We start from the raw sequence: 24,498 nt of genomic DNA on the forward strand, positions 1-24,498 counted from the left end.
ATGGTTGCGGTACGAAGTGCACATTTGAATCCGGCGGGCGAGTTTGCTCTCGACGATTGGATCGCCAGCTTGGGGCTCCCCAATCCGCAGTCATGTGAGCGATTAGCCGAAACCTGGCGTTACTGTGAGCAACAGACGCAAAACCACCCCGATGCCTCGTTATTGCTGTGGCGCGGTCTTGAAATGGTTGAAATCCTTTCCACCCTAAGTATGGATAACGACAGTATGCGCGCGGCGCTACTGTTCCCGCTGGTGGATGCCAATGTGATTGATGAAGCCACATTGACCGAACAGTTCGGCAAAAGCATTACTTATCTGGTGCACGGTGTGCGCGATATGGATGCTATCCGTCAGTTGAAAGCCACCACCAACGACTCCATGAGTTCTGAGCAAGTAGACAACGTGCGCCGTATGCTATTGGCAATGGTGGAGGATTTCCGCTGTGTGGTCATCAAGCTGGCAGAGCGTATTGCTCATCTGCGTGAAGTCAAAGATGCGCCAGAAGATGAGCGCGTGCTGGCGGCCAAAGAGTGCTCCAATATTTATGCTCCACTGGCTAACCGCCTGGGTATCGGCCAGATTAAGTGGGAGCTGGAAGACTTCTGTTTCCGCTACCTTCATCCTGATGAATACAAACAAATCGCCAAATTGCTGCATGAGCGTCGTATCGATCGTGAGCAATTCATTGATGACTTTGTTGCATCTTTGCGTAAAGCCATGGCCGATGAAGGCATCAAAGCCGATATTTATGGTCGTCCCAAGCATATCTACAGTATCTGGCGCAAAATGCAGAAAAAGTCGTTGGCTTTTGATGAACTGTTTGATGTACGTGCTGTGCGGGTGGTGGTGGAGCGTCTGCAAGATTGTTATGCCGCATTGGGGATAGTTCATACCCATTTCCGTCATTTACCTGATGAGTTTGATGACTACGTTGCCAACCCTAAACCAAATGGTTATCAGTCGATCCATACGGTAGTGCTGGGGCCGCGTGGCAAAACTCTGGAAATTCAAATTCGTACCCGCCAGATGCATGAAGATGCTGAGTTGGGGGTTGCGGCACATTGGAAGTACAAAGAAGGTGCAGTAGCCGCGGGGCGCTCTGGTTATGAAGGCCGGATTGCCTGGTTACGTAAACTGATTGCCTGGCAGGAAGAGATGGCTGATTCCGGCGAAATGCTGGATGAAGTGCGCAGTCAGGTATTTGACGACCGGGTATATGTGTTTACCCCGAAAGGCGATGTCATTGATTTACCTGCCGGTTCTACCCCACTGGACTTCGCTTATCATATCCACAGCGATGTAGGCCACCGTTGTATCGGTGCCAAAATCAGTGGCCGAATAGTGCCATTTACCTATCAGTTACAGATGGGTGATCAGATTGAAATTATCACTCAGAAGCAGCCGAATCCGAGCCGCGATTGGCTTAATCCGAACCTCGGTTACGTCACTACCAACCGTGGGCGCTCTAAGATACATAACTGGTTTAGAAAACAAGACCGAGACAAGAATATTCTTGCTGGTCGGCAGATGCTGGATGATGAACTCGAGCATATGGATATCAGTCTGAAAGAGGCTGAGAAGCTGCTGGTACCGCGCTACAACATGAACTCTATGGATGAAGTGTTGGCAGCGATTGGCGGTGGTGATATCCGGCTGAATCAAATGGTGAATTTCCTGCAAGGGAAGCTTAACAAGCCAACGGCGGAAGAGGCGGATTTAGAAGCATTACGCCATCTGAACAATAAAAATCAGCAACCGGCGCGCAATGCCAATAAAGATAGCGGGCGCATTGTTGTCGAAGGTGTTGGCAACCTAATGCACCATATTGCCCGCTGCTGCCAGCCAATTCCGGGTGATGAGATTATTGGTTTTATCACCCAAGGGCGGGGGATATCCATTCACCGCGCGGATTGCGAACAACTGGCTGAATTGCAGTCTCATGCGCCAGAGCGGATTGTCGATGCCGTCTGGGGCGAAAGCTACTCCAGTGGTTATTCTTTAGTGGTGCGCGTGACCGCCAATGACCGTAGCGGGCTATTACGTGATATCACCACCATTTTGGCGAACGAAAAAGTCAATGTACTGGGGGTTGCTAGCCGCAGCGATACCAAGAAGATGGTTGCAACCATTGATATGGATATTGAAATCTACAATTTGCAGGTATTGGGGCGGGTGTTGGCGAAGTTGAATCAGTTGCCGGATGTGATCGATGCCCGCCGGCTCCACGGCAATTAAGTGTGCTATCTGGGGCTACTGCGCTTTGGCATATTGATATTGGGCAGTGCTCGCCCTCCTCATGTACTACGTGTACATTCCGGGGGCTGCGCGCTGGCCGCAATCAATCTGCCTGCGCTCGCTACGCCCTGACTTGTTGAAGGTTTCTGGATAGTTCGGCCACGGCACTTTGCCTTGACTTATATAGTGAAAATAATGAATCAAAACCAAAATCAAACTACATCTGACTCGACGGCGTTAGCTTTGCAGCGGCTGCTGGATATCATGCGCCAACTACGTGATCCAGATCTGGGTTGTCCATGGGATCGTAAGCAAACTTTTGACACTATAGCGCCCTATACATTGGAAGAAACTTACGAGGTGCTTGACGCGATTCAGCGTAAAGATTTCGACGATCTTCGTGATGAATTGGGTGATTTACTGTTCCAAGTGGTGTTTTATGCCCAGATGGGGCAGGAACAAGGGTTATTTGCGTTTGATGATGTTTGCCATGCCATTAGCGACAAACTGGTTCGCCGCCACCCACATGTATTCCCAGATGCGCCGCAAAACACTTCAGAAACGATGATTGGCAGTGAGGCAGCACTTGCTGGCTGGGAGTCGCGTAAAGCTGAGGAGAGGGCGGAAAAGGCGCTGTATTCGGCTTTGGATGATATCCCCGATGCACTGCCTGCGTTGATGAAAGCCCATAAAATCCAAAAGCGCTGTGCCGCAGTGGGTTTTGACTGGGACACATTGGGGCCAGTGTTAGACAAAGTCTATGAAGAGATCGATGAGGTCATGTTCGAAGCGCGACAAGCGGTGGTGGATGAAGAGAAGTTAGGCGAGGAGATTGGTGATTTACTGTTTGCCACGGTGAACTTATCCCGTCATTTAGGTCATAAAGCTGAAAATGCCTTACAGGCCGCAAATCGTAAGTTTGAACGTCGTTTTCGCCAGGTAGAACAAATAGTTAAGGCATCCGGTAAGAGTATGGAAAGTGCAACTCTTGATGAGATGGAACTTGCCTGGCAGCAAGTTAAAAAGCAAGAAACTGAAATGTAAGGTGTTTTAATTCATTCGACGGATGGTTGTTGAATTTTAATTACGTTAATATATTGAATTATAACGGATAGCAAGACGATGTTCTGCGCGATAAAAACGGTGAAAACGGCCACTGGTGCGGAGATCATTTGTAGCGAAACCAAGGTTCGGGTATACTACTTTCCCGTCTTGGTTCTTCCATCGTCTTTAAACCTAAACTCTCAGGTTCAGCATGACAACTAATTATATTTTTGTGACCGGCGGGGTCGTATCCTCTCTGGGTAAAGGCATTGCCGCAGCCTCTCTGGCGGCTATACTTGAAGCCCGTGGCCTCAACGTTACCATCATGAAACTGGACCCGTACATCAACGTGGATCCGGGCACCATGAGCCCGACACAACACGGGGAAGTTTTCGTCACCGAAGATGGTGCTGAAACCGATCTGGATTTAGGGCATTACGAGCGCTTCATTCGCACCAAAATGACCCGTCGTAACAACTTCACCACTGGCCGTATCTATTCTGAAGTTCTGCGTAAAGAACGCCGTGGCGACTATCTGGGTGCGACCATTCAGGTTATTCCTCATATCACCAATGCCATCAAAGAACGCATCATCGAAGGCGGCGAAGGCCACGATGTTGTATTGGTTGAAATTGGCGGCACCGTCGGTGACATCGAATCCTTGCCATTCCTGGAAGCTATTCGCCAGATGGCGGTAGATGTTGGCCGCGAGCATACACTTTACATGCACTTGACGTTGGTTCCTTACCTGGCTGCGGCCGGTGAAGTGAAAACTAAGCCAACGCAACATTCGGTAAAAGAACTGCTTTCAATCGGTATTCAGCCTGATGTGCTGATTTGCCGCTCTGATCGCGCAGTTCCTGCTAATGAACGTGCCAAAATTGCATTGTTCTGTAATGTGCCGGAAAAAGCCGTTATCTCGCTAAAAGATGTTGATTCCATTTATAAAATCCCAGGCCTCTTGAAATCACAGGGCCTTGACGATTATATTTGTAAACGATTCAGCTTAACTTGTCCTGAAGCAAATCTTGCCGAGTGGGAGCAGGTATTATACGAAGAGTCGAATCCGGGTGGTGAAGTGACCATTGGGATGATTGGCAAATACGTAGAATTACCGGATGCCTACAAATCTGTGATTGAAGCGCTGAAGCACGGTGGGCTGAAAAATCGTCTGACGGTGAACATTAAGCTTATCGATTCGCAGGATGTTGAGACACGCGGCGAAGAGATGCTGAAAGGGTTGGATGCTATCCTCATCCCAGGTGGTTTCGGCTACCGTGGTGTGGAAGGTAAAGTTCTGGCGGCGCGTTATGCCCGTGAACACAATATTCCTTATCTGGGCATTTGCCTGGGTATGCAAGTTGCCCTGATGGAGTTCGCCCGCAATGTTGCGGGGATGGAAAACGCGAACTCCACAGAATTTGTGCCAGACTGTAAGTATCCGGTGGTTGCATTAATCACCGAATGGCGTGATGAGAACGGCAACGTTGAAGTCCGTACGGAAGAAAGCGATTTGGGCGGTACCATGCGAGTGGGTGGGCAGCAATGCCATCTGGTCGAAGGTAGCCTAGTTCGTCAGATGTATGGCGAGCCAACCATCGTTGAGCGCCATCGTCATCGCTATGAAGTAAACAACATGTTGTTGAAGCAGATTGAAGCCGCTGGGTTACGTGTAGCAGGGCTTTCTGCGGATAACAAACTGGTGGAAATTATCGAGTTACCAAACCACCCATGGTTTGTGGCTTGTCAGTTCCATCCAGAATTTACTTCGACGCCACGTGATGGTCACCCGTTGTTTGCCGGCTTTGTGAAAGCGGCTGGTGAGTATCAGAAGCGCCAGGTGAAATAAAATATTTGGTAGAAGGGGCGGCAGCGATGTCGCCCCCTCTGTCTGGAGTTTTAGTTTAACTTGTACTGAGGAAAATCTAATGTCCAAAATCGTTAAAGTCATCGGTCGCGAAATCATCGACTCCCGTGGTAATCCAACTGTAGAAGCCGAAGTTCATCTGGAAGGCGGCTTTGTTGGTTTGGCTGCGGCACCATCAGGCGCTTCTACTGGTTCCCGTGAAGCACTGGAACTGCGTGACGGTGACAAATCCCGTTTCCTGGGCAAAGGTGTTCTGAAAGCCGTTGCAGCAGTAAATGGTCCTATTGCTCAGGCAGTTTTGGGTAAAGATGCCAAAGACCAGGCTAACATCGATAAAATCATGATCGATCTGGACGGTACTGAGAACAAATCCCAGTTTGGTGCTAACGCCATCCTGGCTGTTTCTCTGGCAGCAGCTAAAGCAGCAGCAGCGTCTAAAGGCATGCCTTTGTACGAGCACATTGCTGAACTGAATGGCACCCCAGGCAAATTCTCTATGCCATTGCCTATGATGAACATCATCAACGGCGGTGAGCATGCAGATAACAACGTTGATATTCAAGAGTTTATGATTCAGCCAGTGGGCGCTAAAACTCTGAAAGAAGCGGTTCGCATCGGTTCTGAAGTGTTCCATCACCTAGCTAAAGTTCTGAAAGCTAAAGGCCTGAACACGGCTGTTGGTGACGAAGGTGGCTACGCGCCAAACCTGGGTTCTAACGCCGAAGCACTGGCTGTTATCGCTGAAGCGGTAAAAGCAGCAGGTTACGAGCTGGGTAAAGACGTTACTCTGGCTATGGACTGTGCAGCGTCTGAATTCTATAAAGACGGTAAATATGTTCTGGCTGGCGAAGGCAACAAAGCTTTCACTTCCGAAGAGTTCACTCACTTCCTGGAAGACCTGACCAAACAGTACCCAATCGTGTCTATCGAAGATGGCTTGGACGAATCTGACTGGGCTGGCTTCAAATACCAGACCGAAGTTCTGGGTGACAAAATCCAGCTGGTTGGTGATGATCTGTTCGTAACCAACACCAAGATCCTGAAAGAAGGTATCGAGAAAGGTGTTGCTAACTCTATCCTGATTAAATTCAACCAGATCGGTTCTTTGACCGAAACTCTGGCTGCTATCAAGATGGCGAAAGATGCAGGTTACACCGCGGTTATCTCTCACCGTTCAGGCGAAACCGAAGATGCTACCATTGCCGACCTGGCAGTAGGTACCGCAGCAGGCCAAATCAAAACCGGTTCTATGAGCCGTTCTGACCGTGTTGCTAAATACAACCAGCTTATTCGTATCGAAGAAGCGCTGGGTGACCGCGCACCATTCAACGGTCTGAAAGAAGTTAAAGGCCAGTAATTACTGCGCATTATCTTCTGTAACAGTTGATTGAAAAACCCGCTTCGGCGGGTTTTTTTATGGCGTAATTATCTGAAATAAAGAATAGTTATAAAGATAATGTGAGAGAGGGAGGTAATGAGTTATAGGCTAGGTAATTTGGCGAAAATATTTTACGGAACTATAAATATTTTTTATAAAAAATCAATATAATCAAATATATGAAGGATAGTTCTCGTTGGATGAATATATAAAAATCCTCTAGGGAATTTAATGACATGTAGAGAACAAACGTAATCATAGCAACCTACTATTATCCCACCCTTTCCCCGCGAGATTAATCTGAATTTTGTGGGGTTCACACCCCTGGCTCTCATCTATAACACTGCTAGCGTGCAGATAATTGAACTGTGGTTATTCTTAATGTGTACCTGAATGATTCAATAATAATTGATAAAGGAAGATAACCGATGAAGCTGAAATACTTACTGTTACCGGCAGTGCTTTTCTCTGGCAGTCTACTGGCGGCAGATGTCATCGTAACCATGAATGAAGCACTGCCAACCGGCAATGGCAAGGCGTTGGGTACTGTTACCGTGACAGAAACCCCTTATGGCTTGCTATTTACTCCCAATCTGACTGGGCTGGTAGCGGGAATTCATGGTTTCCATCTGCATGAAAATCCAAGCTGTGCGCCGGGGCAGAAAGATGGCAAAGCCGTCCCTGCACTGGCGGCTGGTGGGCATTTTGATCCACAAAAAACCGCTGAACACCTTGGGCCTTATAGTGATAAAGGGCATCTGGGTGACTTGCCGGGGCTGGTGGTGAATGCCGACGGTACCGCAACTTATCAGGTGTTAGCCCCGCGCCTGAAATTGTTATCAGAGCTGAAACAGCATGCGCTAATGATTCATGCAGGCGGTGATAACTATTCTGACCACCCAATGCCGCTGGGTGGTGGCGGTGCGCGGATGGCCTGTGGCGTCATTGAGTAACGGCCTGATACAAACAAACTGGCAGTCACTGGGGTGCCAGTTTGGTCGCAGCGGTGGAATCTGCGATAATCGCCCATTGATTTGAATCACGATAGAGATACAGATGCAGTACCCGATTAATGAAATGTTTCAGACCTTGCAAGGCGAGGGTTACTTCACCGGTGTTCCGGCGATATTTGTGCGTTTGCAGGGCTGCCCAGTGGGTTGCAGTTGGTGCGATACCAAACATACGTGGGAAAAAGACGCTAATCGGGAAGTCGACATGCAGCGCATCATGGTGAAAACAGCAGAAAGTGATGCTTGGGGAACGGCTACTGAACAGCAGCTGTTGGATATTTTTATTCAACAAGGCTATACCGCTCGCCATGTGGTGATAACCGGCGGTGAGCCTGCTATTTACGATTTATTTCCTTTAACTTCACACCTGGAACAAGCTGGTTACAGTTGCCAGATTGAAACCAGCGGCACTCATGAAGTGCAGTGTTCAGCAACAACTTGGGTGACAGTTTCGCCCAAAGTGAATATGCGCGGTGGTTTGAAGGTATTGCCGCAAGCATTGCAGCGAGCAGATGAAATTAAGCATCCGGTGGGGCGTTTACGGGATATCGAGGCTCTTGAAGCGCTACTGGCAACACTAGATGATGATAAAAAACGGATTATTGCCTTACAGCCCATTAGTCAGAAAGAAGATGCGACCAAACTCTGTATTGAAACCTGTATTGTCAAGAATTGGCGTTTATCTATGCAGACTCATAAATATTTGAATATAGCTTGATACCCGCGTCCTTAGCGCTGCAGCGGTGTTGACTGCACTCCCTTACCCAGGTCACTGACGGATGTAAGCTCATTGGGAGAAGTCTGTTTGCCACCTTGCTGCACGCCAAGGATTTTTGCTATGAATCTTTACCCACGATAGACGCAGCCTGCTGAACAGGTTTCTTTCACCATCACTGCACTGAGTTCGGGTAATTGCGGCTTAAGCTGCTGCCAAATCCAACTGGCTAGCACTTCACTAGTCGGATTCTCTAAACCCGGAATATCGTTTAGATAATGGTGATCTAACCGTTCCCAAATGGGTTTAAATGCCGCTTTGAGATCAGCAAAATCCATCACCCAGCCGGAGTGAGCATCAACTTCACCTGTGACCTCAATACGGATCATAAATGAATGACCGTGTAAGCGGCCGCATTTGTGACCTTCTGGAACATGGGGCAGCCGGTGAGCGGCTTCAAACTGAAAATCTTTAAATAGGGTGGTGCTCATAGTCCTGACCTTATTGACTCAAAAAACCGCCGCATAGTACCGGAAAGCAGCGATGCTGGCTATGAATGCGCGTAACAGAGAGAAATACTCCGTCTACTACGCCCCTGTCTCTTTCACGTAGCTTACTGATTTTTATACAGACGAGCTAACTTAAGCGTGTGAAATTAGCGAGAGTTAATTTCTCTAATAAGTTGAACACTTTAACTCATATCGATTACCTGAAAAACCGCTTAGTCGTTTTGGTTATTTATTATTTCTATCGCTTCTTTAATTGTTATTATCGAGATGGTTAACCTTACAGTCTATAAAGCTTTTTTGGGCGCAAACTGTTTTTACTGGCACTAACAGTCATACACAAAGAACTTGGAGTTGCCGGTAGGCAGCAAGCAAACTCATCCCGATGAGCTTACACAGTCAAGTGATTCGGGTGAGTTCGCGCCGCTAACAACCCCGCGGCTTCAAGTACGAAGGGTATAAAGCATAAGGGAATTCGTACCGCAATGACGACTCAGGCTCCTCCTACTTCTATACTCCCGCTCTCGCCGGAGCAGTTAGCCCGTTTACAGGCTGCGGTTGGTGAATTCTCCCCAACTCAAATGGCATGGTTATCTGGCTACTTCTGGGGCATGGTTAACCAACAACCCGGCGCAGTGATTGCTCCTGCGGTGGCAGCCCCTGTGGCGCTAACTATTACTCTGATTTCTGCCTCCCAAACCGGTAATGCGCGGCGTTTAGCTGAACAGCTACGCGATGACCTTCTGGCGGCCAAGCTTAATGTCAATTTGGTCAATGCCGGTGATTATAAGTTTAAACAGATAGCACAAGAACGCTTATTAGTCATTGTCGCGTCCACCCAGGGGGAGGGCGAGCCTGCGGAAGAGGCTGTGGCGCTGCATAAGTTTCTTTTGTCTAAAAAAGCCCCGAAATTGCCAGAGACCGCCTTTGCGGTATTTGGTCTGGGGGATACCTCATATGAGCATTTCTGTCAGGCGGGTAAAGATTTCGACAACAAGCTGGCTGAATTAGGTGCTGAGCGGCTATTGGATCGTGTCGATGCGGATGTGGAATATCAAGAGTCAGCGCAGCAATGGCGGCAACAGGTGGTTGCGGCGTTGCAGGCCAGAGCGCCAGCCCAATCAACAGCAGCGGCGACCATCACCCAAAGTGGTGTGGTTGATGAAATTACCTCCAGCCCTTACAGCAAGGCCGCGCCACTGACTGCGCAGCTGTCGGTACAGCAAAAAATCACTGGCCGTAACTCAGAGAAAGATGTGCGCCATATTGAAATTGATTTAGGTGACTCTGGGTTGCGCTACCAACCGGGTGATGCGCTTGGGGTCTGGTTTGATAACTCCCCGGCACTGGTGGATGAGCTGCTAGCACTCTTGTGGCTCAAAGGCGACGAACTGGTCAGTATCGATGGACAGAATATGCCACTGTCACAGGCGCTGCGCAGCCATCTTGAGCTAACACAAAATACCACGGTGATTGTCGATAAATATGCCGCACTTTCCCGTGATGAGAAACTAATAGCATTGCTGGCAGATAAACCGGCACTGCAACAATATGCAAAGAATACCCCAATTGTTGATATGGTCCGTCAAGCACCTTCTGACCTGAATGCTGATCAATTAGTGGTGCTATTACGGCCATTGACCCCGCGGCTTTACTCCATTGCCTCATCTCAAGCTGAAACTGAGAATGAAGTGCATATCACCGTCGGTGTGGTGCGCTATGACATTGAGGGCCGTCCACGTACTGGCGGTGCTTCAGGTTATTTGGCTGATCGGCTGGAAGTGGATGGCGATATCCGCATCTTTATCGAACATAACGATAACTTCCGTTTACCGGCTAATCCAGAGACACCCGTGATCATGATTGGTCCCGGTACGGGCATCGCGCCATTCCGTGCTTTTATGCAGCAGCGGGAAGCGGAGGGAGCTACGGGCAAAAACTGGCTACTGTTTGGTAACCCGCATTTTACCGAAGATTTTCTTTATCAGGTCGAATGGCAGCGTTATGTCAAAGACGGCTTGCTGACTCGGATTGATCTGGCTTGGTCACGGGATCAGGCCGATAAAATATACGTACAAGACAAACTGCGTGAACAAGGCGCAGAACTGTGGAGCTGGATTCAACAAGGCGCCCATATTTACGTCTGTGGCGATGCTAATCGCATGGCTAAAGACGTCGAGCAGGTTTTACTGGACGTGGTGGCTCTGCACGGTGCAATGGATGCCGAGCAGGCTGATGAATATTTAAGTGAGCTGCGCCTGGCGCGCCGTTATCAGCGGGATGTGTACTGATGAATGAAAAACACCCAGGGCCACTGGTCGTGACAGGAAAACTGTCCGATGGCGAGCGCATGAAATCACAAAGCAATTTCCTGCGTGGGACGATTGCTGAAGATTTAAATGATGGGCTGACCGGTGGTTTCAACGGCGATAATTTCCTGCTGATTCGTTTCCACGGCATGTATCAGCAAGATGATCGTGATATTCGTGCTGAACGTACTGAGCAGAAGTTGGAACCACGCCATGCCATGATGCTGCGCTGCCGCTTGCCCGGCGGGATAATTACCCCGCAGCAGTGGCTGGGGATTGATAAGTTTGCTGCGGATAACACTTTGTACGGCAGCATTCGTATCACCAACCGCCAGACATTTCAGTTCCATGGCATTCTTAAAGGGAATGTGAAACCAGCTCACCAGCTGCTTAATCAATTAGGTTTGGATGCACTGGCAACGGCGAACGACGTTAACCGTAACGTGCTATGTACCTCGAATCCAGTGGAGTCGGTACTGCATCAAGAAGCCTATGAGTGGGCGAAGAAGATTTCTGAGCATTTGCTGCCACGAACCCGCGCTTATGCTGAGATCTGGCTGGATGCAGAGAAAGTAGCGACCACCGACGAAGAGCCGATTCTGGGTGCGACATATTTGCCGCGCAAATTTAAAACTACGGTTGTCATTCCCCCGCAAAATGATGTGGATCTCCATGCCAATGACCTTAACTTTGTTGCTGTCGCAGAGAAAGGCCGGTTGGTCGGGTTTAACGTGCTGGTGGGCGGCGGGTTATCCATTGCCCATGGTGATAAGAACACTTACCCACGCAAAGCCAGTGAATTCGGTTACATCCCACTGCAACATACCTTGGCTATTGCCGAAGCGGTGGTGACGACTCAGCGTGATTGGGGCAACCGTACCGATCGTAAGAATGCCAAGACCAAATATACGCTGGAGCGTGTCGGTGTTGATGCCTTTAAAGCTGAAGTTGAAAAGCGTGCTGGTGTGAGTTTTGGTGCGATAAAACCCTATCAATTTACTGGTCGTGGCGATCGCATTGGCTGGGTGAAGGGCGTCGATAAAAAGTGGCATCTGACCCTATTTATCGAAAACGGTCGTCTGCTGGATTACCCAGGGCGTAGCCTGAAAAGCGGCGTGGCGGCTATTGCTAAAATTCATCAGGGCGATTTCCGTCTGACGGCGAATCAGAACCTGATTGTGGCGGGGGTGCCAGAGAAAGATAAAGCTCGTATTGAGGCTCTGGCCCGCGAACATGGTTTGATGGATGACAGTGTCAGCCCGCAACGTGAAAATTCAATGGCGTGCGTTTCCTTCCCTACCTGCCCACTGGCAATGGCTGAAGCCGAACGTTTCCTGCCGGAGTTTGTGACCCGGGTGGAAGGAATTTTGCAACAGCACGGTATTGCTGATGAGCATATTGTCTTACGGGTGACCGGTTGCCCGAATGGCTGTGGTCGTGCTTTGCTAGCAGAAGTCGGGCTGGTGGGTAAAGCTGTCGGGCGCTATAACCTGCATCTGGGGGGCAACCGCGAAGGCACTCGGATACCGCGGATGTATCGTGAAAATATTACCGAAGATGAAATTCTGGCTATCACTGACCAATTAGTCGGAAGGTGGGCTAAAGAGCGCCTGACAGATGAAGGTTTCGGTGACTTTGTAATTCGTATCGGTGTCATTGCCCCAGTGATTGATTCTGCCCGCGACTTTTATGATGTTCAGGAGGCGGTGTGAGCCAATTTAATTTGAGCGAACTGAAAGCCTTGCCGAAGGCAGAACAAGCTGCGGCATTGGCGGTGGTTAACGGGCAGCTTGAGCATTTAACGGCGCAGGAACGTGTTAGTTGGGCGCTGGAGAACTTGCCCGGTGAGTTTGTACTCTCTTCCAGTTTTGGTATTCAGGCGGCAGTTTGTTTGCATCTGGTAACCCGCCAACAGCCTGATATTCCGGTGGTTTTGACGGATACCGGCTATCTGTTCCCTGAAACATATCAGTTTATTGATGACTTAACCGAGAAGCTTAAGCTTAATTTGCAGGTGTTTCGTGCGCAGCAAAGCCCAGCCTGGCAAGAAGCCCGTTATGGCAAACTGTGGGAACAGGGTGTTGAGGGCATTGAACGTTATAATGACCTGAACAAAGTTGAACCGATGAACCGAGCACTAGAGACGCTAGGGGCCCAAACGTGGTTTGCAGGCTTGCGCCGTGAGCAATCGGATAGCCGTTCACAGCTCCCTGTTTTGGCTATTGCGCGCGGTATCTTTAAGGTGCTTCCCATCATTGATTGGGATAACCGGCAGATTTACCAATATTTGACGCAAAATGGCCTGAGTTACCACCCGCTGTGGGAGCAGGGCTATCTCTCTGTCGGGGATACCCATACCACCCGTAAATGGGAACCGGGCATGAGTGAGGAAGAGACGCGCTTCTTTGGCCTGAAACGCGAATGCGGTTTGCATGAAGGTTGAATGAGAGCAAAAGAAACAGTCAGGGCGCAAATAGCGCCCTTTTTTACTGCTAATCATTTGAATGCTGTATTGGCTTGCTGTCTTAGCGCACATGACAACAGCTATTGTTTAGCCACCGCCAATTCTTGTATCAGTGGCAGCAAAACTTTGACGCTGTCATGGCTACGTTTAGTGATACGGCCGGGCAAAAACTTATCCAGATAATTTAAATTATCCAGTTGGCTTTGGTGGCGAGTGATCCCCTGCGGAAAATGCTTACTGATAGCCCGTTGCTGGCAGCCATCGTTATTACCCCGGCTCTCTTTGTTGCTTAATTTAGTGTTGCTGGCCTCGACAGATAACAGTGGTATCCCCGCAGTATCAAAGACATTTTTCTCTGCCTGACAGAGCGAGGTCGCTTGATTTTTTACGGTGCTGGCAGTGATGCCATAGCGCCGCGCCAATGCTAGAGCTTGGTCCCTTACTGCAATGGCTGCGGGCTGGTTACTGGCATTAAAATAGAGTCGTTCACCGGTAATCAGGCTATCTAAATTAATTACCAGCAAGGTGTTGGCTTTTTCTGCCTGGCTCATGCGTTTCAGGTAGTTCTCCGTGCCTTGTGCCCCAATTTCTTCGGCGCTGAGTGCCACAAAACGCAGGTCATAGCGCAGCGGTGCTGCTTTAAGGCGCTCTGCCAATTCTAGCATCACACCCACCCCGGCGGCATTGTCATCAACACCTTGTAGTGTCAGGCCACCAAGATTTTTATCTAAATCTTGATCACTTTGCGGTGTGTAAGTATCAAAATGCGCCATGATAATGATCTGCTTTTGGGCGTCAGGTTTCTCTATTGATGCATTGCGAGCCGCAATCACTGATGTGGCACTGACATTTCGCCAGCTCTGTTTACCATTTTTACTGGTATAGAGATAACGGGTATTAAAACCGCGTAAATTACTCTGATAACCCATCTGCTGGAAACGATGATTAATGTATTCAGCAGCCAGCAGTTCGGCCGGGCTACCCGTCATACGGCCGGGAAAGTAAGTGCTAATATGGCGAATTTGCTGTTCAGCAATTTGACCGGTAGCGGGTGTTGTCGCCGCCTGGAGTGGCAGGACGGTACTGAAACTCAGAGTAAATAGTGCCCACTTTAGGCAACGGCGGGAAAACATACCGAAATATCCTTGTTAAAGTCGCTGGTCTGGATAACGCAATCAGTATGGAAGCGTCAGGCCCAATAGACAATCTGTATGGCTCCTAAACTGCAGATATTTATCCCCTTCATTTTTCAAGCCGCAGGATTGTTGGCTGCCATCACCACTCGGCCCATCCATGAACCTCGTTTTTGCGAGGCCGCTGCAAGCAGCGTTCAAATCTGCTCCTAACAGATTTGTCACTCAACTCATTGAGTTATCTAAACTCCTTGAGTTCATTCCGTAGCTGTCTATCTGAAACTCGAATCTATTGGCTATAGGTGAGCAAATAAGAAAAAAACTCACAGTGATAATTGGCTAACACCGCTGTGAGCCTGACTATCACTCATATATATCATTATGGAACTTGTAATTACTTTTCGTCATTTCATAAGGCCATAACCCCCCCCTATAGTCACCCTACGCTTTATCATGTAATCGAAGGGTGTTGTGGACTATCTACCTCTATTTGCCGACTTGAAACGACGCCCGGTATTAGTTGTTGGCGGCGGTGAAGTTGCTGCGCGAAAAATTGACTTACTCCACCGCGCTGGCGCGCAGGTGCGGGTAGTGGCACAGACTCTGGCATCTGAACTTGAACAACAGTATCAAGAAGGCCGCATTGATTGGCTGGCATTAGATTTCTTGCCTGAGCAGTTGGATGACGTCTTTTTGGTGATTGCTGCGACTAACGACACCGAACTGAACGCTGCAGTTTTCGCCGCGGCTGATGAACGGCATATTTTGGCCAATGTGGTTGATGATCAACCGCGTTGTTCGTTTATCTTCCCGTCGATTGTTGATCGCTCGCCATTGGTAGTGGCGATCTCCTCTGCCGGTCAAGCGCCTGTTTTGGCACGTTTACTGCGTGAGAAACTGGAAGCTTTGCTGCCCAGCAGCTTGAGCGATATGGCGGCAGTGGCCGGGCGCTGGCGTGGGCGAGTTAAACAGCAAATTTCATCAATGGGGGCGCGGCGACGTTTTTGGGAAAATGCTTTCAGTGGCCGGTTTGCCAACTTAATCAGTCGTGGTCAGCTAACACAGGCAGAAGAGGAACTGCAATTGGCACTAGAGGGGCAGGGCAGCACTCAAGGCGAAGTTGCATTAGTGGGTGCCGGCCCTGGAGATCCGGGTTTGCTGACCTTGCGCGGTCTACAAGTTATTCAACAAGCTGATGTAGTGCTGTATGACCATTTAGTCAGCCCGGAAGTTCTGGATCTAGTGCGGCGCGACGCCGAGCGGATTTGTGTTGGCAAACGGGCTGGAACGCACTCGGTAGCTCAAGAGGAAACCAATCAATTACTGGTCACATTAGCGCTGCGTGGCAAACGCGTAGTGCGGCTAAAAGGGGGCGATCCTTTTATCTTTGGCCGGGGTGGTGAAGAGTTACAAGTTGTGGCGCGTGCGGGGATTCCTTTTCAAGTGGTGCCGGGGGTGACGGCGGCGGCGGGGGCGACAGCCTATGCCGGTATTCCATTAACTCACCGTGATCACGCGCAAAGTGTGACCTTTATTACCGGGCATTGCCGCTCTGATGGTGACGATTTGGATTGGCCAGCACTGGCTCGTGGTCGTCAGACATTGGCTATCTACATGGGTACGGTGAAAGCGGCTGAAATCAGCCGACAATTGATAACCCACGGTCGAGACAGTACCACGCCAGTGGCCGTGATTGGTCGGGGCACACGTGCTGACCAGCAAGTGCTGACCGGCACACTGGCTCAGCTTGAGTCACTCGCACATCAGGCACCCACTCCAGCCCTGCTGGTGATTGGTGAAGTGGTGGATTTACATCACCAAATTGCTTGGTTTGGGCAACAACCGCAGACTGAACAGGCGCTTAGCCCATCAGTCGTGAATTTGGCATAAAGGATCTGTTATGGACGAAAAACGACTCACACATTTGCGGCAATTGGAGGCGGAGAGTATCCATATCATCCGTGAGGTGGCCGCCGAATTCGGTAACCCGGTGATGCTCTATTCCATCGGTAAAGATTCTTCTGTGATGCTGCATCTGGCGCGTAAGGCATTTTTCCCCGGTAATTTACCTTTCCCATTATTGCATGTGGATACCGGCTGGAAATTCCGCGAAATGTACGAGTTCCGCGACCGCACCGCCAAAGCTTTCGGTTGCGAATTATTGGTACACCGTAACCCGGAAGGGGTGGCGATGGGGATTAATCCCTTTGTTCACGGCAGTGCCAAACATACCGATATCATGAAAACCGAAGGCCTCAAGCAAGCACTGAACAAGTACGGTTTTGATGCCGCTTTTGGTGGCGCGCGGCGTGATGAAGAGAAATCTCGAGCCAAAGAACGCATATATTCGTTCCGCGACCGTTTCCATCGCTGGGACCCAAAAAATCAGCGCCCAGAACTGTGGCATAACTACAACGGCCAGATTAACAAAGGCGAAAGTATTCGTGTTTTCCCTTTGTCTAACTGGACTGAACTGGATATCTGGCAATATATCTTCCTGGAGAAAATCGACATTGTGCCGCTGTATTTAGCGAAGCCACGCCCGGTGGTGGAACGTGACGGTATGTTGCTGATGGTGGATGACGATCGTATCGATTTACAGCCAGGTGAAGTGATTACTCAGAAAATGGTGCGTTTCCGTACGCTCGGCTGTTGGCCGCTGACCGGCGCAGTTGAGTCGGAGGCTGAAACCTTGCCTGCCATTATCGAAGAGATGCTTATTTCGACCACCAGTGAACGTCAGGGTCGTATGATCGACCGCGATCAATCCGGCTCCATGGAGCTTAAAAAGCGTCAGGGATATTTCTGAGGAGCGCCCGATGAGCACAAAATTTCAAGACCAATCGGCTTTAGAACGTCAGTCAGCTACACAGAACAGGTCAATGATTTTAGCAAACACGTCTATTGCCCAGCAAATTGCTAACGAAGGCGGCGTAGAAGCTTACCTGCATGCACAGCAGCACAAAACGATGCTGCGTTTTCTGACCTGTGGCAGTGTGGATGACGGCAAAAGCACGTTGATTGGCCGTTTGTTGCACGATACCCGCCAAATCTACGAAGATCAGCTCACAACGCTGCATACTGATAGTAAACGTATTGGTACTCAGGGCGAGAAACTGGACTTGGCATTACTGGTGGATGGCTTACAGGCTGAACGTGAGCAGGGCATTACCATTGATGTAGCTTATCGTTATTTCTCGACTGAAAAACGCAAGTTTATCATCGCCGATACCCCTGGGCATGAGCAATATACCCGCAATATGGCCACCGGTGCTTCTACCTGTGACTTGGCTATTTTGTTGATCGATGCGCGTAAAGGGGTGCTGGACCAAACCCGCCGCCACAGTTTTATCGCCACGTTACTGGGTATCCGCCACTTAGTGGTGGCAGTGAATAAGATGGACTTGGTGGATTATCAGGAAAGTGTCTTCGAGCAGTTTAAAGAGGATTACCTGAGTTTTGCCGAGCAGTTACCGACAGACCTCAATATTAAATTTGTGCCGCTATCTGCGCTGGACGGTGACAATGTCGCCTCACCGAGTGAGAAAATGGATTGGTACTCCGGACCGACGCTGCTTGAAGTACTGGAAAGTGTTGATGTGGTGAATGCCAGCCGTCAGCAGCCACTGCGTTTCCCGGTGCAGTATGTGAACCGGCCTAATCTGGATTTCCGTGGTTATGCGGGCACCTTGTCTGCCGGTATTGTCCGGGTGGGGCAAAAAATAAAAGTATTGCCCTCCGGTGTGGAATCAACGGTGGCGCGTATTGTGACCTTCGATGGCGATTTGAGCCAAGCGGTGCCCGGTGAGGCGATTACGTTGGTGCTGACAGATGAGGTGGACATCAGTCGGGGCGACTTACTGGTTGATGCCAGTGAGACCCTCAAAGCGGCACAGAATGCGCTGGTGGATGTGGTATGGATGGCCGAGCAACCACTGGTGGTTGGACAAAGTTATGATATTAAAGTCGCGGGGAAAAAGACCCGGGCCCGTGTTGAAAATATCCAATATCAAGTTGAAATCAACTCGTTGACTCAGCGGGTAGTTGAAAACCTGCCGCTTAACGGCATTGGTTTGGTTGAACTGGCGTTTGATGAGCCACTGCTGCTTGATAGCTATCAACGTAATCGGGATACCGGCGGCATGATCTTCATTGACCGCTTGAGTAATGTCACCGTTGGTGCGGGTTTGATCCGTGAGACGCTAGAGTCGATTTACCAAGAAACAACTGAATTCAGCGCATTTGAACTAGAGCTGAATGCACTGGTTCGCCGCCACTTCCCACACTGGGGTGCGCGTGATTTGTTAGGGGGTAAATAGCGTGCCTGCGGATGAGAATATTGTCTGGCATCCTCATACTGTGACCCGAGAAGATCGTGAGCAACAGCATGGACATCGGGGTGTGGTGGTGTGGTTTACCGGTTTATCGGGTTCCGGTAAATCAACCTTGGCCGGCGCACTGGAACAGGCGCTGTTTGCCCAGGGGGTTAGTACTTACTTACTCGATGGCGACAATGTTCGCCATGGTCTATGCCGCGACTTGGGTTTTTCTGATGCGGACCGGCGCGAGAATATCCGTCGGGTCGGGGAAGTTGCCAAATTGATGGTTGATGCAGGTCTGGTGGTACTGACCGCCTTCATTTCTCCTCATCGGGCTGAGCGCCAAATGGTGCGAGATATGCTGGTATCGGGCCAGTTTATCGAGGTATTCGTGGATACGCCGTTGGCGATTTGTGAAGCTCGCGACCCGAAAGGACTCTATAAGAAAGCCCGTGCCGGTGAGCTGAAAAACTTTACCGGCATCGACTCTGTTTATGAAGCTCCTGAGCACCCTGATATACATTTGCAGGGTGAACAATTAGTAACAAATTTGATTGAACAATTGTTAGACGTACTCCGTGGTAGAGCTATTATCAAACTCTAAATGTACTTTTTGGCTACATGTACTGCCCGGCGAAACGACCTCAGAGCGTGCCGGTAAACTGTGCCCACGGGATTTCTATGCAGAATGTCACCCAGATTATTATCGACGAACAGCAAGAGAGAGAGGATCCGTCATACTCCTTTCTTGGGGGCGTCACTGGTTTTGTTTTCTATTGGCTGGCGTTTGCTATCCCATTTTTTGTCTATGGCCCCAATACGGTCTTCTTCTTACTCTATACCTGGCCGTTCTTTTTGGCCTTGATGCCGGTTTCGGTGCTAATCGGTATCACGTTGAGCATGCTATCGCGCGGTAATCTGCTCGTTACCGTCGGTGGTACAGGGATTGCGGTGGTGTGCTTATTCTGGATGCTGTTCTCATTTCTCACCGGCTGGTGAGCGCGAGTTCAGCGGGCGGGTTTGGGTTTAACCCGATAACCGCCCACTTCAGTTTTGAATAAAGCCAATCTGTAACAACCTCACATCTCTATCCAATAGATTTCAAGATACAGGTAGGCGGCAACAGAATGAACCCAAGGAGTTGAGATAGCTCAATGACTTGGGTAAATGATGGCAGCCAACAACCCTGTAACTTGAAAGATGAGGGTTAATTTTGTGCTGAAAGCACCTTGCTGAGGAAGGCTTGAGTTCGTGGGTTGCTTGGCGCGGTAAAGATCTCTTCCGGTTGACCCTCTTCCTGAATCACTCCTTGATCGATAAACAATACCCGGTCGGCAACATCGCGGGCAAAGCCCATTTCATGGGTGACGACCACCATAGTCATCCCTTCCAGTGCCAAGGCTTTCATCACGGCCAGTACTTCACCCACTAATTCTGGGTCAAGGGCAGAAGTGGGCTCATCAAACAGCATGATTTTCGGCTCCATCGCCAAGGCTCTGGCAATGGCGACTCGCTGCTGTTGTCCGCCGGACAAGCTACTAGGATAAGCATCAATTTTGTCCAGTAGCCCAACTTTACGTAACAATAACTCAGCCCGTTCTATGGCCTGTGCACGCGGCAGCTTTTTGACGTCCATCGGCGCCATAATCAGGTTTTCTAGTACCGTCATATGGGGGAACAGATTAAAACGCTGAAATACCATGCCGACACTTTCGCGCATGCGGTTAAGGTCTGTTTTGGGATTGTGGATCTCAAAACCATTAACCGTTATTTCACCGCCGGACAATGTTTCCAGTGCATTGATACAGCGCAAAAAGGTGCTTTTCCCCGAGCCTGACGGGCCAATGATACAGACCACTTCTTTCGGCTGAATTTCGCAGGAAATGCCGCGTAACACATGGGTTTCGCCAAATTGTTTTTGTAGGTTATGTACGTGAATCACTTTTACCGAACCTCTTTTCCATATGCCGCACTAACAGCGAAAGCAAGAACGTAATAACCCAATAAACCAGTGAAATGGCTAGATAGGGTTCCCAATAAGTCGCATAGGCACCGGATACGGTACGCGCGGCATAGGCTAAATCGGCCAGCCCGATGGCTGATGCCAGTGATGAATCTTTCACTATGGCAATGGCATTATTACCCAATGGCGGCAGCATGCGGCGGAAAGCTTGCGGCAGGATAACCTTGCGCATGGTTTTGCCGTAGCTCATTCCCAGTGAACGAGAGGCTTCCATCTGACCACGATCAATTGACTGGATACCGGCACGGAAAATCTCGGAGACATATGCTCCAGCATTCAATGTGATAGCCACGATACAAGATAAGAATGCACCGTAATCGGAGCGCAGCATTCTGGCAAAATCAGAGGACATAATGCCATTGGTGACCAGAATGCCATCCCGTGGATTGATAAACAGTGGCACTAATGCGAAATGCACCACCATAATCTGCACAAAGAGCGGTGTTCCTCGTATGGCACTGATATAGATACGCACTGGCCATTGAACAAAGTAATACAATACGGGTTTCCAGATACCATGAGGTGCCTGCGCTAACCGCCCCAGCCCCAGAGTTAACCCCCAGGTGGTTCCCAGAATCACGCAGATAATGGTGCACTTTATCGTCATCCAGGCGCCGTCCATAAACAGTGGCGCGTATTCCTGGATGATTTCCCAACGAAATCCTGACATAAGACAATCCAAAAAACCGTTGTCGTTGACGTTACAGCGGTATTCACAACCGGGCTGTAACGCCAAGAGCTTTGGGTCTAAAAAGGTGTATTAAAAAATTATTTTGCTGGCTGTGTTGCCGCAGGCAAAGTAGGTACCTGGGTATCAAACCATTTTTCGTAGATGTTGGCGTAGGTGCCATCAGCAACGATTTTCTGTAAACCGCTGTTGATTTTATTGCGTAATTCTTCATTACCTTTCGCGACCGCAATACCAAAATATTGGCGCTCGAATTTGTCATCAGAAACCAGTTGGAAGGCTTTTTCCGGATGAGTTTTCAGGTAGAACTTGGCCACACCCACATCGCCAACCGCAGCGGCAATACCGTCTTCATATAACTCTTGCAGCATCAGCGGCGTATTATCAAAGCGTTTGATTGCGGTGCTATTTTTACCCAGAACATCGGATACCACGATATCGCCGGTGCTGGAGTTCACCACACCAACATTCAGATTTTTCAATGCGGCAATGGAGTCCACTTTAGAATCTTTAGGCACCACGATAGTTTGTTCAGCCGGGAAATAAGGGTCTGAGAAATCAACCATTTGCTTACGTTTGTCGGTAATAGTGATGCCAGAAATAATGATGTCGCGATCACCCGATCCCAAGGTGGCAAAAATGCCTTCCCACGGTGTATTCACCAGTTTGACCTGGAAACCTTCAGCTTTACCGATAGCTTTAATAATATCGATATCAAAACCTTCCAGCTGTTTTTGGCTATTTTCATACTCGAATGGGCGGTAGGTACCACCGGAACCGACTACATAAGTTGGTTCGGCGGCCATTGCACTGCTTGCAGACAACACGGCGGCCAGGCATGTCCCGACCAGCATTAAACGTTTAAACATGTAAATCTCCCGGTTAAAAGGCAAAGGTAAGTGAAAGCATGATTTTTTATTTATGCAGTTTGAGTGCATAAAAATAAACTTTTATAAATGTAAACTCAACCGTGATAGGGATTATTTATTTATGGCGACATTAAATATTCACATTTCTTTTGTTGGTAGACATAAGTTAACGGCAAAGCTACCTTTCCCAGTGTTTATCTCTGCATGATTTATTAACCGATAATGGTGGGGTGAAACTGTGCTGAAAATTAGCATTTAATGACATTTTGTAGATTTGCATGGTATTTTTGCCGGAAATCGTCCTTAATCTGAGCCTTGTGGCCTATTTCCGTCACACAGTGGAGTCCGACGAAAAGTTGTGGGATGATTAGGCAGTTTTTCAGGGGGCGGGAATGGGAAAACTTACACTATTATTGCTGATTTTACTTGGCTGGCTACAGTATTCATTGTGGCTGGGCAAGAATGGGGTTCATGATTTTGTTCGGGTTAAGGATGACGTTACCCTCCAAGAGGTCAATAACAGCAAACTTAAAGCTCGGAACGACCAGCTATTCGCTGAAATTGATGATTTAAACGGTGGTCAAGAGGCGATCGAAGAACGCGCACGTAACGAACTGGGTATGATTAAACCCGGCGAAAGTTTCTATCGTCTGGTCCCTGACCAATCCGGACGCAATGCGAGTATCCCTTCGACGCAAAATAACGCACAACAATAAATAATGAGTAATTTCGCAGTTTCCCTTCCTGAAATCGTCGCCGTATTACCGGCGGCGGGTATTGGCAGCCGTATGCAGGCTGATTGCCCCAAACAGTATTTAATTGCTGGGGGCAAGACAATCATTGAGCATGCTATTTTTTCTTTGCTGAATCACCCAAGGATCCAGCGGGTTATCGTGGTGCTACATCCACAGGATCAGCAGTTTTCGTCATTATCTATTGCTCAGGATCCGCGTATCAGTGTGGTTCACGGTGGTGAGCAGCGAGCTGATTCTGTCATGGCAGGTTTGCGCTATGCCGGGCGGGCCGAATGGGTACTGGTGCATGATGCGGCGCGTCCCTGTTTGCATGCTGATGATCTTGAAAGATTATTATCGATAATCGAGTACAGCAAGGTCGGAGGTATTTTGGCGGCACCGGTGCGCGACACCATGAAACGGAGTGAAGCAGGGGTTCAAGCCATCGCCCATACGGTGGATCGCCAAGCACTGTGGCATGCCCTGACACCTCAACTTTTCCCACTTGAGTTATTAAAAATGTGCTTATCTCGCGCCCTGCAAGATGGGGCGGTAGTCACCGATGAAGCTTCAGCATTAGAACATTGCGGCTATCATCCGATACTGGTTTCGGGCCGTTCGGATAATATCAAGGTGACGCGCCCAGAAGATCTGGCGCTGGCAGAGTTCTACTTAACTCAACGACAAAATCCCCAATAACTGGAGTGCAATTAATGCGAATTGGCCATGGTTTCGATGTTCATAAGTTTGGCGGCGAAGGCCCGCTGATTATTGGCGGCGTGCGCATCCCTTATGAAAAGGGCCTGTTGGCACATTCTGATGGCGATGTCGCATTACATGCCGCTACCGATGCATTACTGGGTGCTGCTGCTTTGGGCGATATTGGAAAGTTATTCCCCGACACCGATCCGGCATTTAAAGGCGCAGACAGCCGTGCGCTCTTGCGTGAAGCTTATCGCCGTATCCTGGCTAAAGGCTACCAACTAGGGAATCTGGATATTACGATTATTGCCCAAGCCCCTAAAATGGCCCCTCATATTCCGCAAATGCGCGTTCATTTGGCGGAAGACCTACAATGTCATATGGATGATATCAACGTCAAAGCCACGACCACTGAACAGCTCGGCTTTACTGGCCGTGGTGAAGGTATTGCCTGTGAAGCGGTGGCCCTGTTGGTTAAAGCCTAGTTGTTGGTTAACGCCTT

General features: G+C 49.2%; 22 protein-coding genes. 17 read left to right on the top strand and 5 right to left on the bottom strand.

The genetic code is table 11. From position 1 onward, the window contains the following. The 6 genes from relA (at position 1) to queE (ending at position 8,252) form a co-directional block, all read left to right on the top strand. Positions 1-2,235, top strand: a complete 2,235-nt coding sequence (relA, locus tag DJ58_RS05095) for a GTP diphosphokinase (RefSeq protein ID WP_004706262.1) — start codon at positions 1-3, stop codon at positions 2,233-2,235. A gap of 195 nt (positions 2,236-2,430) precedes the next feature. Beyond that, positions 2,431-3,279, top strand: coding sequence for a nucleoside triphosphate pyrophosphohydrolase (gene mazG, locus DJ58_RS05090; RefSeq protein WP_032910000.1), 849 nt, complete (start codon positions 2,431-2,433; stop codon positions 3,277-3,279). A 211-nt stretch (positions 3,280-3,490) separates the two neighbouring features. Continuing rightward, complete coding sequence (pyrG, locus tag DJ58_RS05085; RefSeq protein WP_004706264.1) at positions 3,491-5,128, top strand: glutamine hydrolyzing CTP synthase; 1,638 nt, start codon at positions 3,491-3,493, stop codon at positions 5,126-5,128. 79 nt (positions 5,129-5,207) lie between these two features. Beyond that, complete coding sequence (gene eno, locus DJ58_RS05080; RefSeq protein ID WP_004706265.1) at positions 5,208-6,503, top strand: phosphopyruvate hydratase; 1,296 nt, start codon at positions 5,208-5,210, stop codon at positions 6,501-6,503. Between the two features lie 449 nt (positions 6,504-6,952). After that, positions 6,953-7,477 (top strand): superoxide dismutase family protein, encoded by a 525-nt coding sequence (sodC, locus tag DJ58_RS05075; RefSeq protein WP_004706266.1) that lies wholly within the window; start codon positions 6,953-6,955, stop codon positions 7,475-7,477. Positions 7,478-7,580: 103 nt separating this feature from the next. Further along, on the top strand, positions 7,581-8,252 hold the full coding sequence (gene queE / locus DJ58_RS05070) for a 7-carboxy-7-deazaguanine synthase QueE (RefSeq protein ID WP_004706267.1): 672 nt from the start codon (positions 7,581-7,583) through the stop codon (positions 8,250-8,252). Positions 8,253-8,380: 128 nt separating this feature from the next. On the opposite strand, the gene queD is transcribed toward queE, so the two are convergent. Then, positions 8,381-8,740: a 6-carboxytetrahydropterin synthase QueD gene (gene queD / locus DJ58_RS05065; protein WP_004706268.1), complete on the bottom strand. Its 360-nt coding sequence runs from the start codon at positions 8,738-8,740 to the stop codon at positions 8,381-8,383. Positions 8,741-9,240: 500 nt separating this feature from the next. Between queD and cysJ the strand changes: the two genes are divergently transcribed. The 3 genes from cysJ to DJ58_RS05050 are packed head-to-tail and all read left to right on the top strand — an operon-like array spanning position 9,241 to position 13,507. Further along, positions 9,241-11,046, top strand: a complete 1,806-nt coding sequence (gene cysJ, locus DJ58_RS05060; protein WP_004706270.1) for an NADPH-dependent assimilatory sulfite reductase flavoprotein subunit — start codon at positions 9,241-9,243, stop codon at positions 11,044-11,046. Then, positions 11,046-12,776, top strand: a complete 1,731-nt coding sequence (gene cysI / locus DJ58_RS05055; RefSeq protein WP_032910002.1) for an assimilatory sulfite reductase (NADPH) hemoprotein subunit — start codon at positions 11,046-11,048, stop codon at positions 12,774-12,776. The genes cysJ and cysI overlap by 1 nt, the downstream gene beginning before the upstream one ends. Continuing rightward, positions 12,773-13,507 (top strand): phosphoadenylyl-sulfate reductase, encoded by a 735-nt coding sequence (locus DJ58_RS05050; RefSeq protein ID WP_032910004.1) that lies wholly within the window; start codon positions 12,773-12,775, stop codon positions 13,505-13,507. The genes cysI and DJ58_RS05050 overlap by 4 nt, the downstream gene beginning before the upstream one ends. A 101-nt stretch (positions 13,508-13,608) precedes the next feature. On the opposite strand, the gene DJ58_RS05045 is transcribed toward DJ58_RS05050, so the two are convergent. After that, entirely contained in the window at positions 13,609-14,661 is a 1,053-nt protein-coding gene (locus DJ58_RS05045) for an aminopeptidase (protein WP_004706272.1), read from the bottom strand. A gap of 471 nt (positions 14,662-15,132) precedes the next feature. On the opposite strand from DJ58_RS05045, the gene cysG reads away from it, so the two are divergent. From cysG to DJ58_RS05020, 5 genes are all read left to right on the top strand, one after another. Beyond that, positions 15,133-16,551, top strand: coding sequence for a siroheme synthase CysG (gene cysG, locus DJ58_RS05040; RefSeq protein ID WP_004706273.1), 1,419 nt, complete (start codon positions 15,133-15,135; stop codon positions 16,549-16,551). Positions 16,552-16,561: 10 nt separating this feature from the next. Then, on the top strand, positions 16,562-17,470 hold the full coding sequence (gene cysD, locus DJ58_RS05035; RefSeq protein WP_004706274.1) for a sulfate adenylyltransferase subunit CysD: 909 nt from the start codon (positions 16,562-16,564) through the stop codon (positions 17,468-17,470). Positions 17,471-17,480: 10 nt separating this feature from the next. Further along, on the top strand, positions 17,481-18,980 hold the full coding sequence (gene cysN, locus DJ58_RS05030) for a sulfate adenylyltransferase subunit CysN (RefSeq protein ID WP_172460453.1): 1,500 nt from the start codon (positions 17,481-17,483) through the stop codon (positions 18,978-18,980). Position 18,981: 1 nt separating this feature from the next. Then, positions 18,982-19,584: an adenylyl-sulfate kinase gene (gene cysC / locus DJ58_RS05025; protein ID WP_004706276.1), complete on the top strand. Its 603-nt coding sequence runs from the start codon at positions 18,982-18,984 to the stop codon at positions 19,582-19,584. 77 nt (positions 19,585-19,661) lie between these two features. Then, on the top strand, positions 19,662-19,979 hold the full coding sequence (locus DJ58_RS05020) for a DUF3561 family protein (protein WP_004706277.1): 318 nt from the start codon (positions 19,662-19,664) through the stop codon (positions 19,977-19,979). A 208-nt stretch (positions 19,980-20,187) separates the two neighbouring features. On the opposite strand, the gene DJ58_RS05015 is transcribed toward DJ58_RS05020, so the two are convergent. The 3 genes from DJ58_RS05015 to DJ58_RS05005 all read right to left on the bottom strand — a co-directional run bounded on the left by DJ58_RS05015 (position 20,188) and on the right by DJ58_RS05005 (position 22,560). Then, on the bottom strand, positions 20,188-20,922 hold the full coding sequence (locus tag DJ58_RS05015; RefSeq protein WP_032910006.1) for an amino acid ABC transporter ATP-binding protein: 735 nt from the start codon (positions 20,920-20,922) through the stop codon (positions 20,188-20,190). Next, positions 20,906-21,673, bottom strand: coding sequence for an amino acid ABC transporter permease (locus tag DJ58_RS05010; protein WP_004706279.1), 768 nt, complete (start codon positions 21,671-21,673; stop codon positions 20,906-20,908). Before DJ58_RS05010 ends, DJ58_RS05015 begins: the two co-directional genes overlap by 17 nt. 98 nt (positions 21,674-21,771) lie before the next feature. Then, on the bottom strand, positions 21,772-22,560 hold the full coding sequence (locus tag DJ58_RS05005; RefSeq protein ID WP_004706280.1) for a basic amino acid ABC transporter substrate-binding protein: 789 nt from the start codon (positions 22,558-22,560) through the stop codon (positions 21,772-21,774). Positions 22,561-22,952: 392 nt separating this feature from the next. Between DJ58_RS05005 and ftsB the strand changes: the two genes are divergently transcribed. Genes ftsB through ispF form a run of 3 tightly spaced genes read left to right on the top strand, consistent with a single transcriptional unit; the run spans position 22,953 to position 24,481 of the window. Further along, positions 22,953-23,276: a cell division protein FtsB gene (gene ftsB, locus DJ58_RS05000; protein ID WP_004706281.1), complete on the top strand. Its 324-nt coding sequence runs from the start codon at positions 22,953-22,955 to the stop codon at positions 23,274-23,276. Positions 23,277-23,279: 3 nt separating this feature from the next. Next, positions 23,280-23,993 carry a 2-C-methyl-D-erythritol 4-phosphate cytidylyltransferase gene (gene ispD / locus DJ58_RS04995; protein ID WP_004706282.1) on the top strand — a complete coding sequence of 238 codons (714 nt, stop codon included), beginning with the start codon at positions 23,280-23,282 and terminating at the stop codon, positions 23,991-23,993. A gap of 14 nt (positions 23,994-24,007) precedes the next feature. Next, a complete protein-coding gene (gene ispF / locus DJ58_RS04990; RefSeq protein ID WP_032910007.1) occupies positions 24,008-24,481 on the top strand; it encodes a 2-C-methyl-D-erythritol 2,4-cyclodiphosphate synthase in 474 nt (157 codons plus the stop codon). Positions 24,482-24,498: the final 17 nt, after the last annotated feature.

The sequence above is a fragment of the Yersinia frederiksenii ATCC 33641 genome, assembly GCF_000754805.1.
GTDB lineage: Bacteria > Pseudomonadota > Gammaproteobacteria > Enterobacterales > Enterobacteriaceae > Yersinia > Yersinia frederiksenii.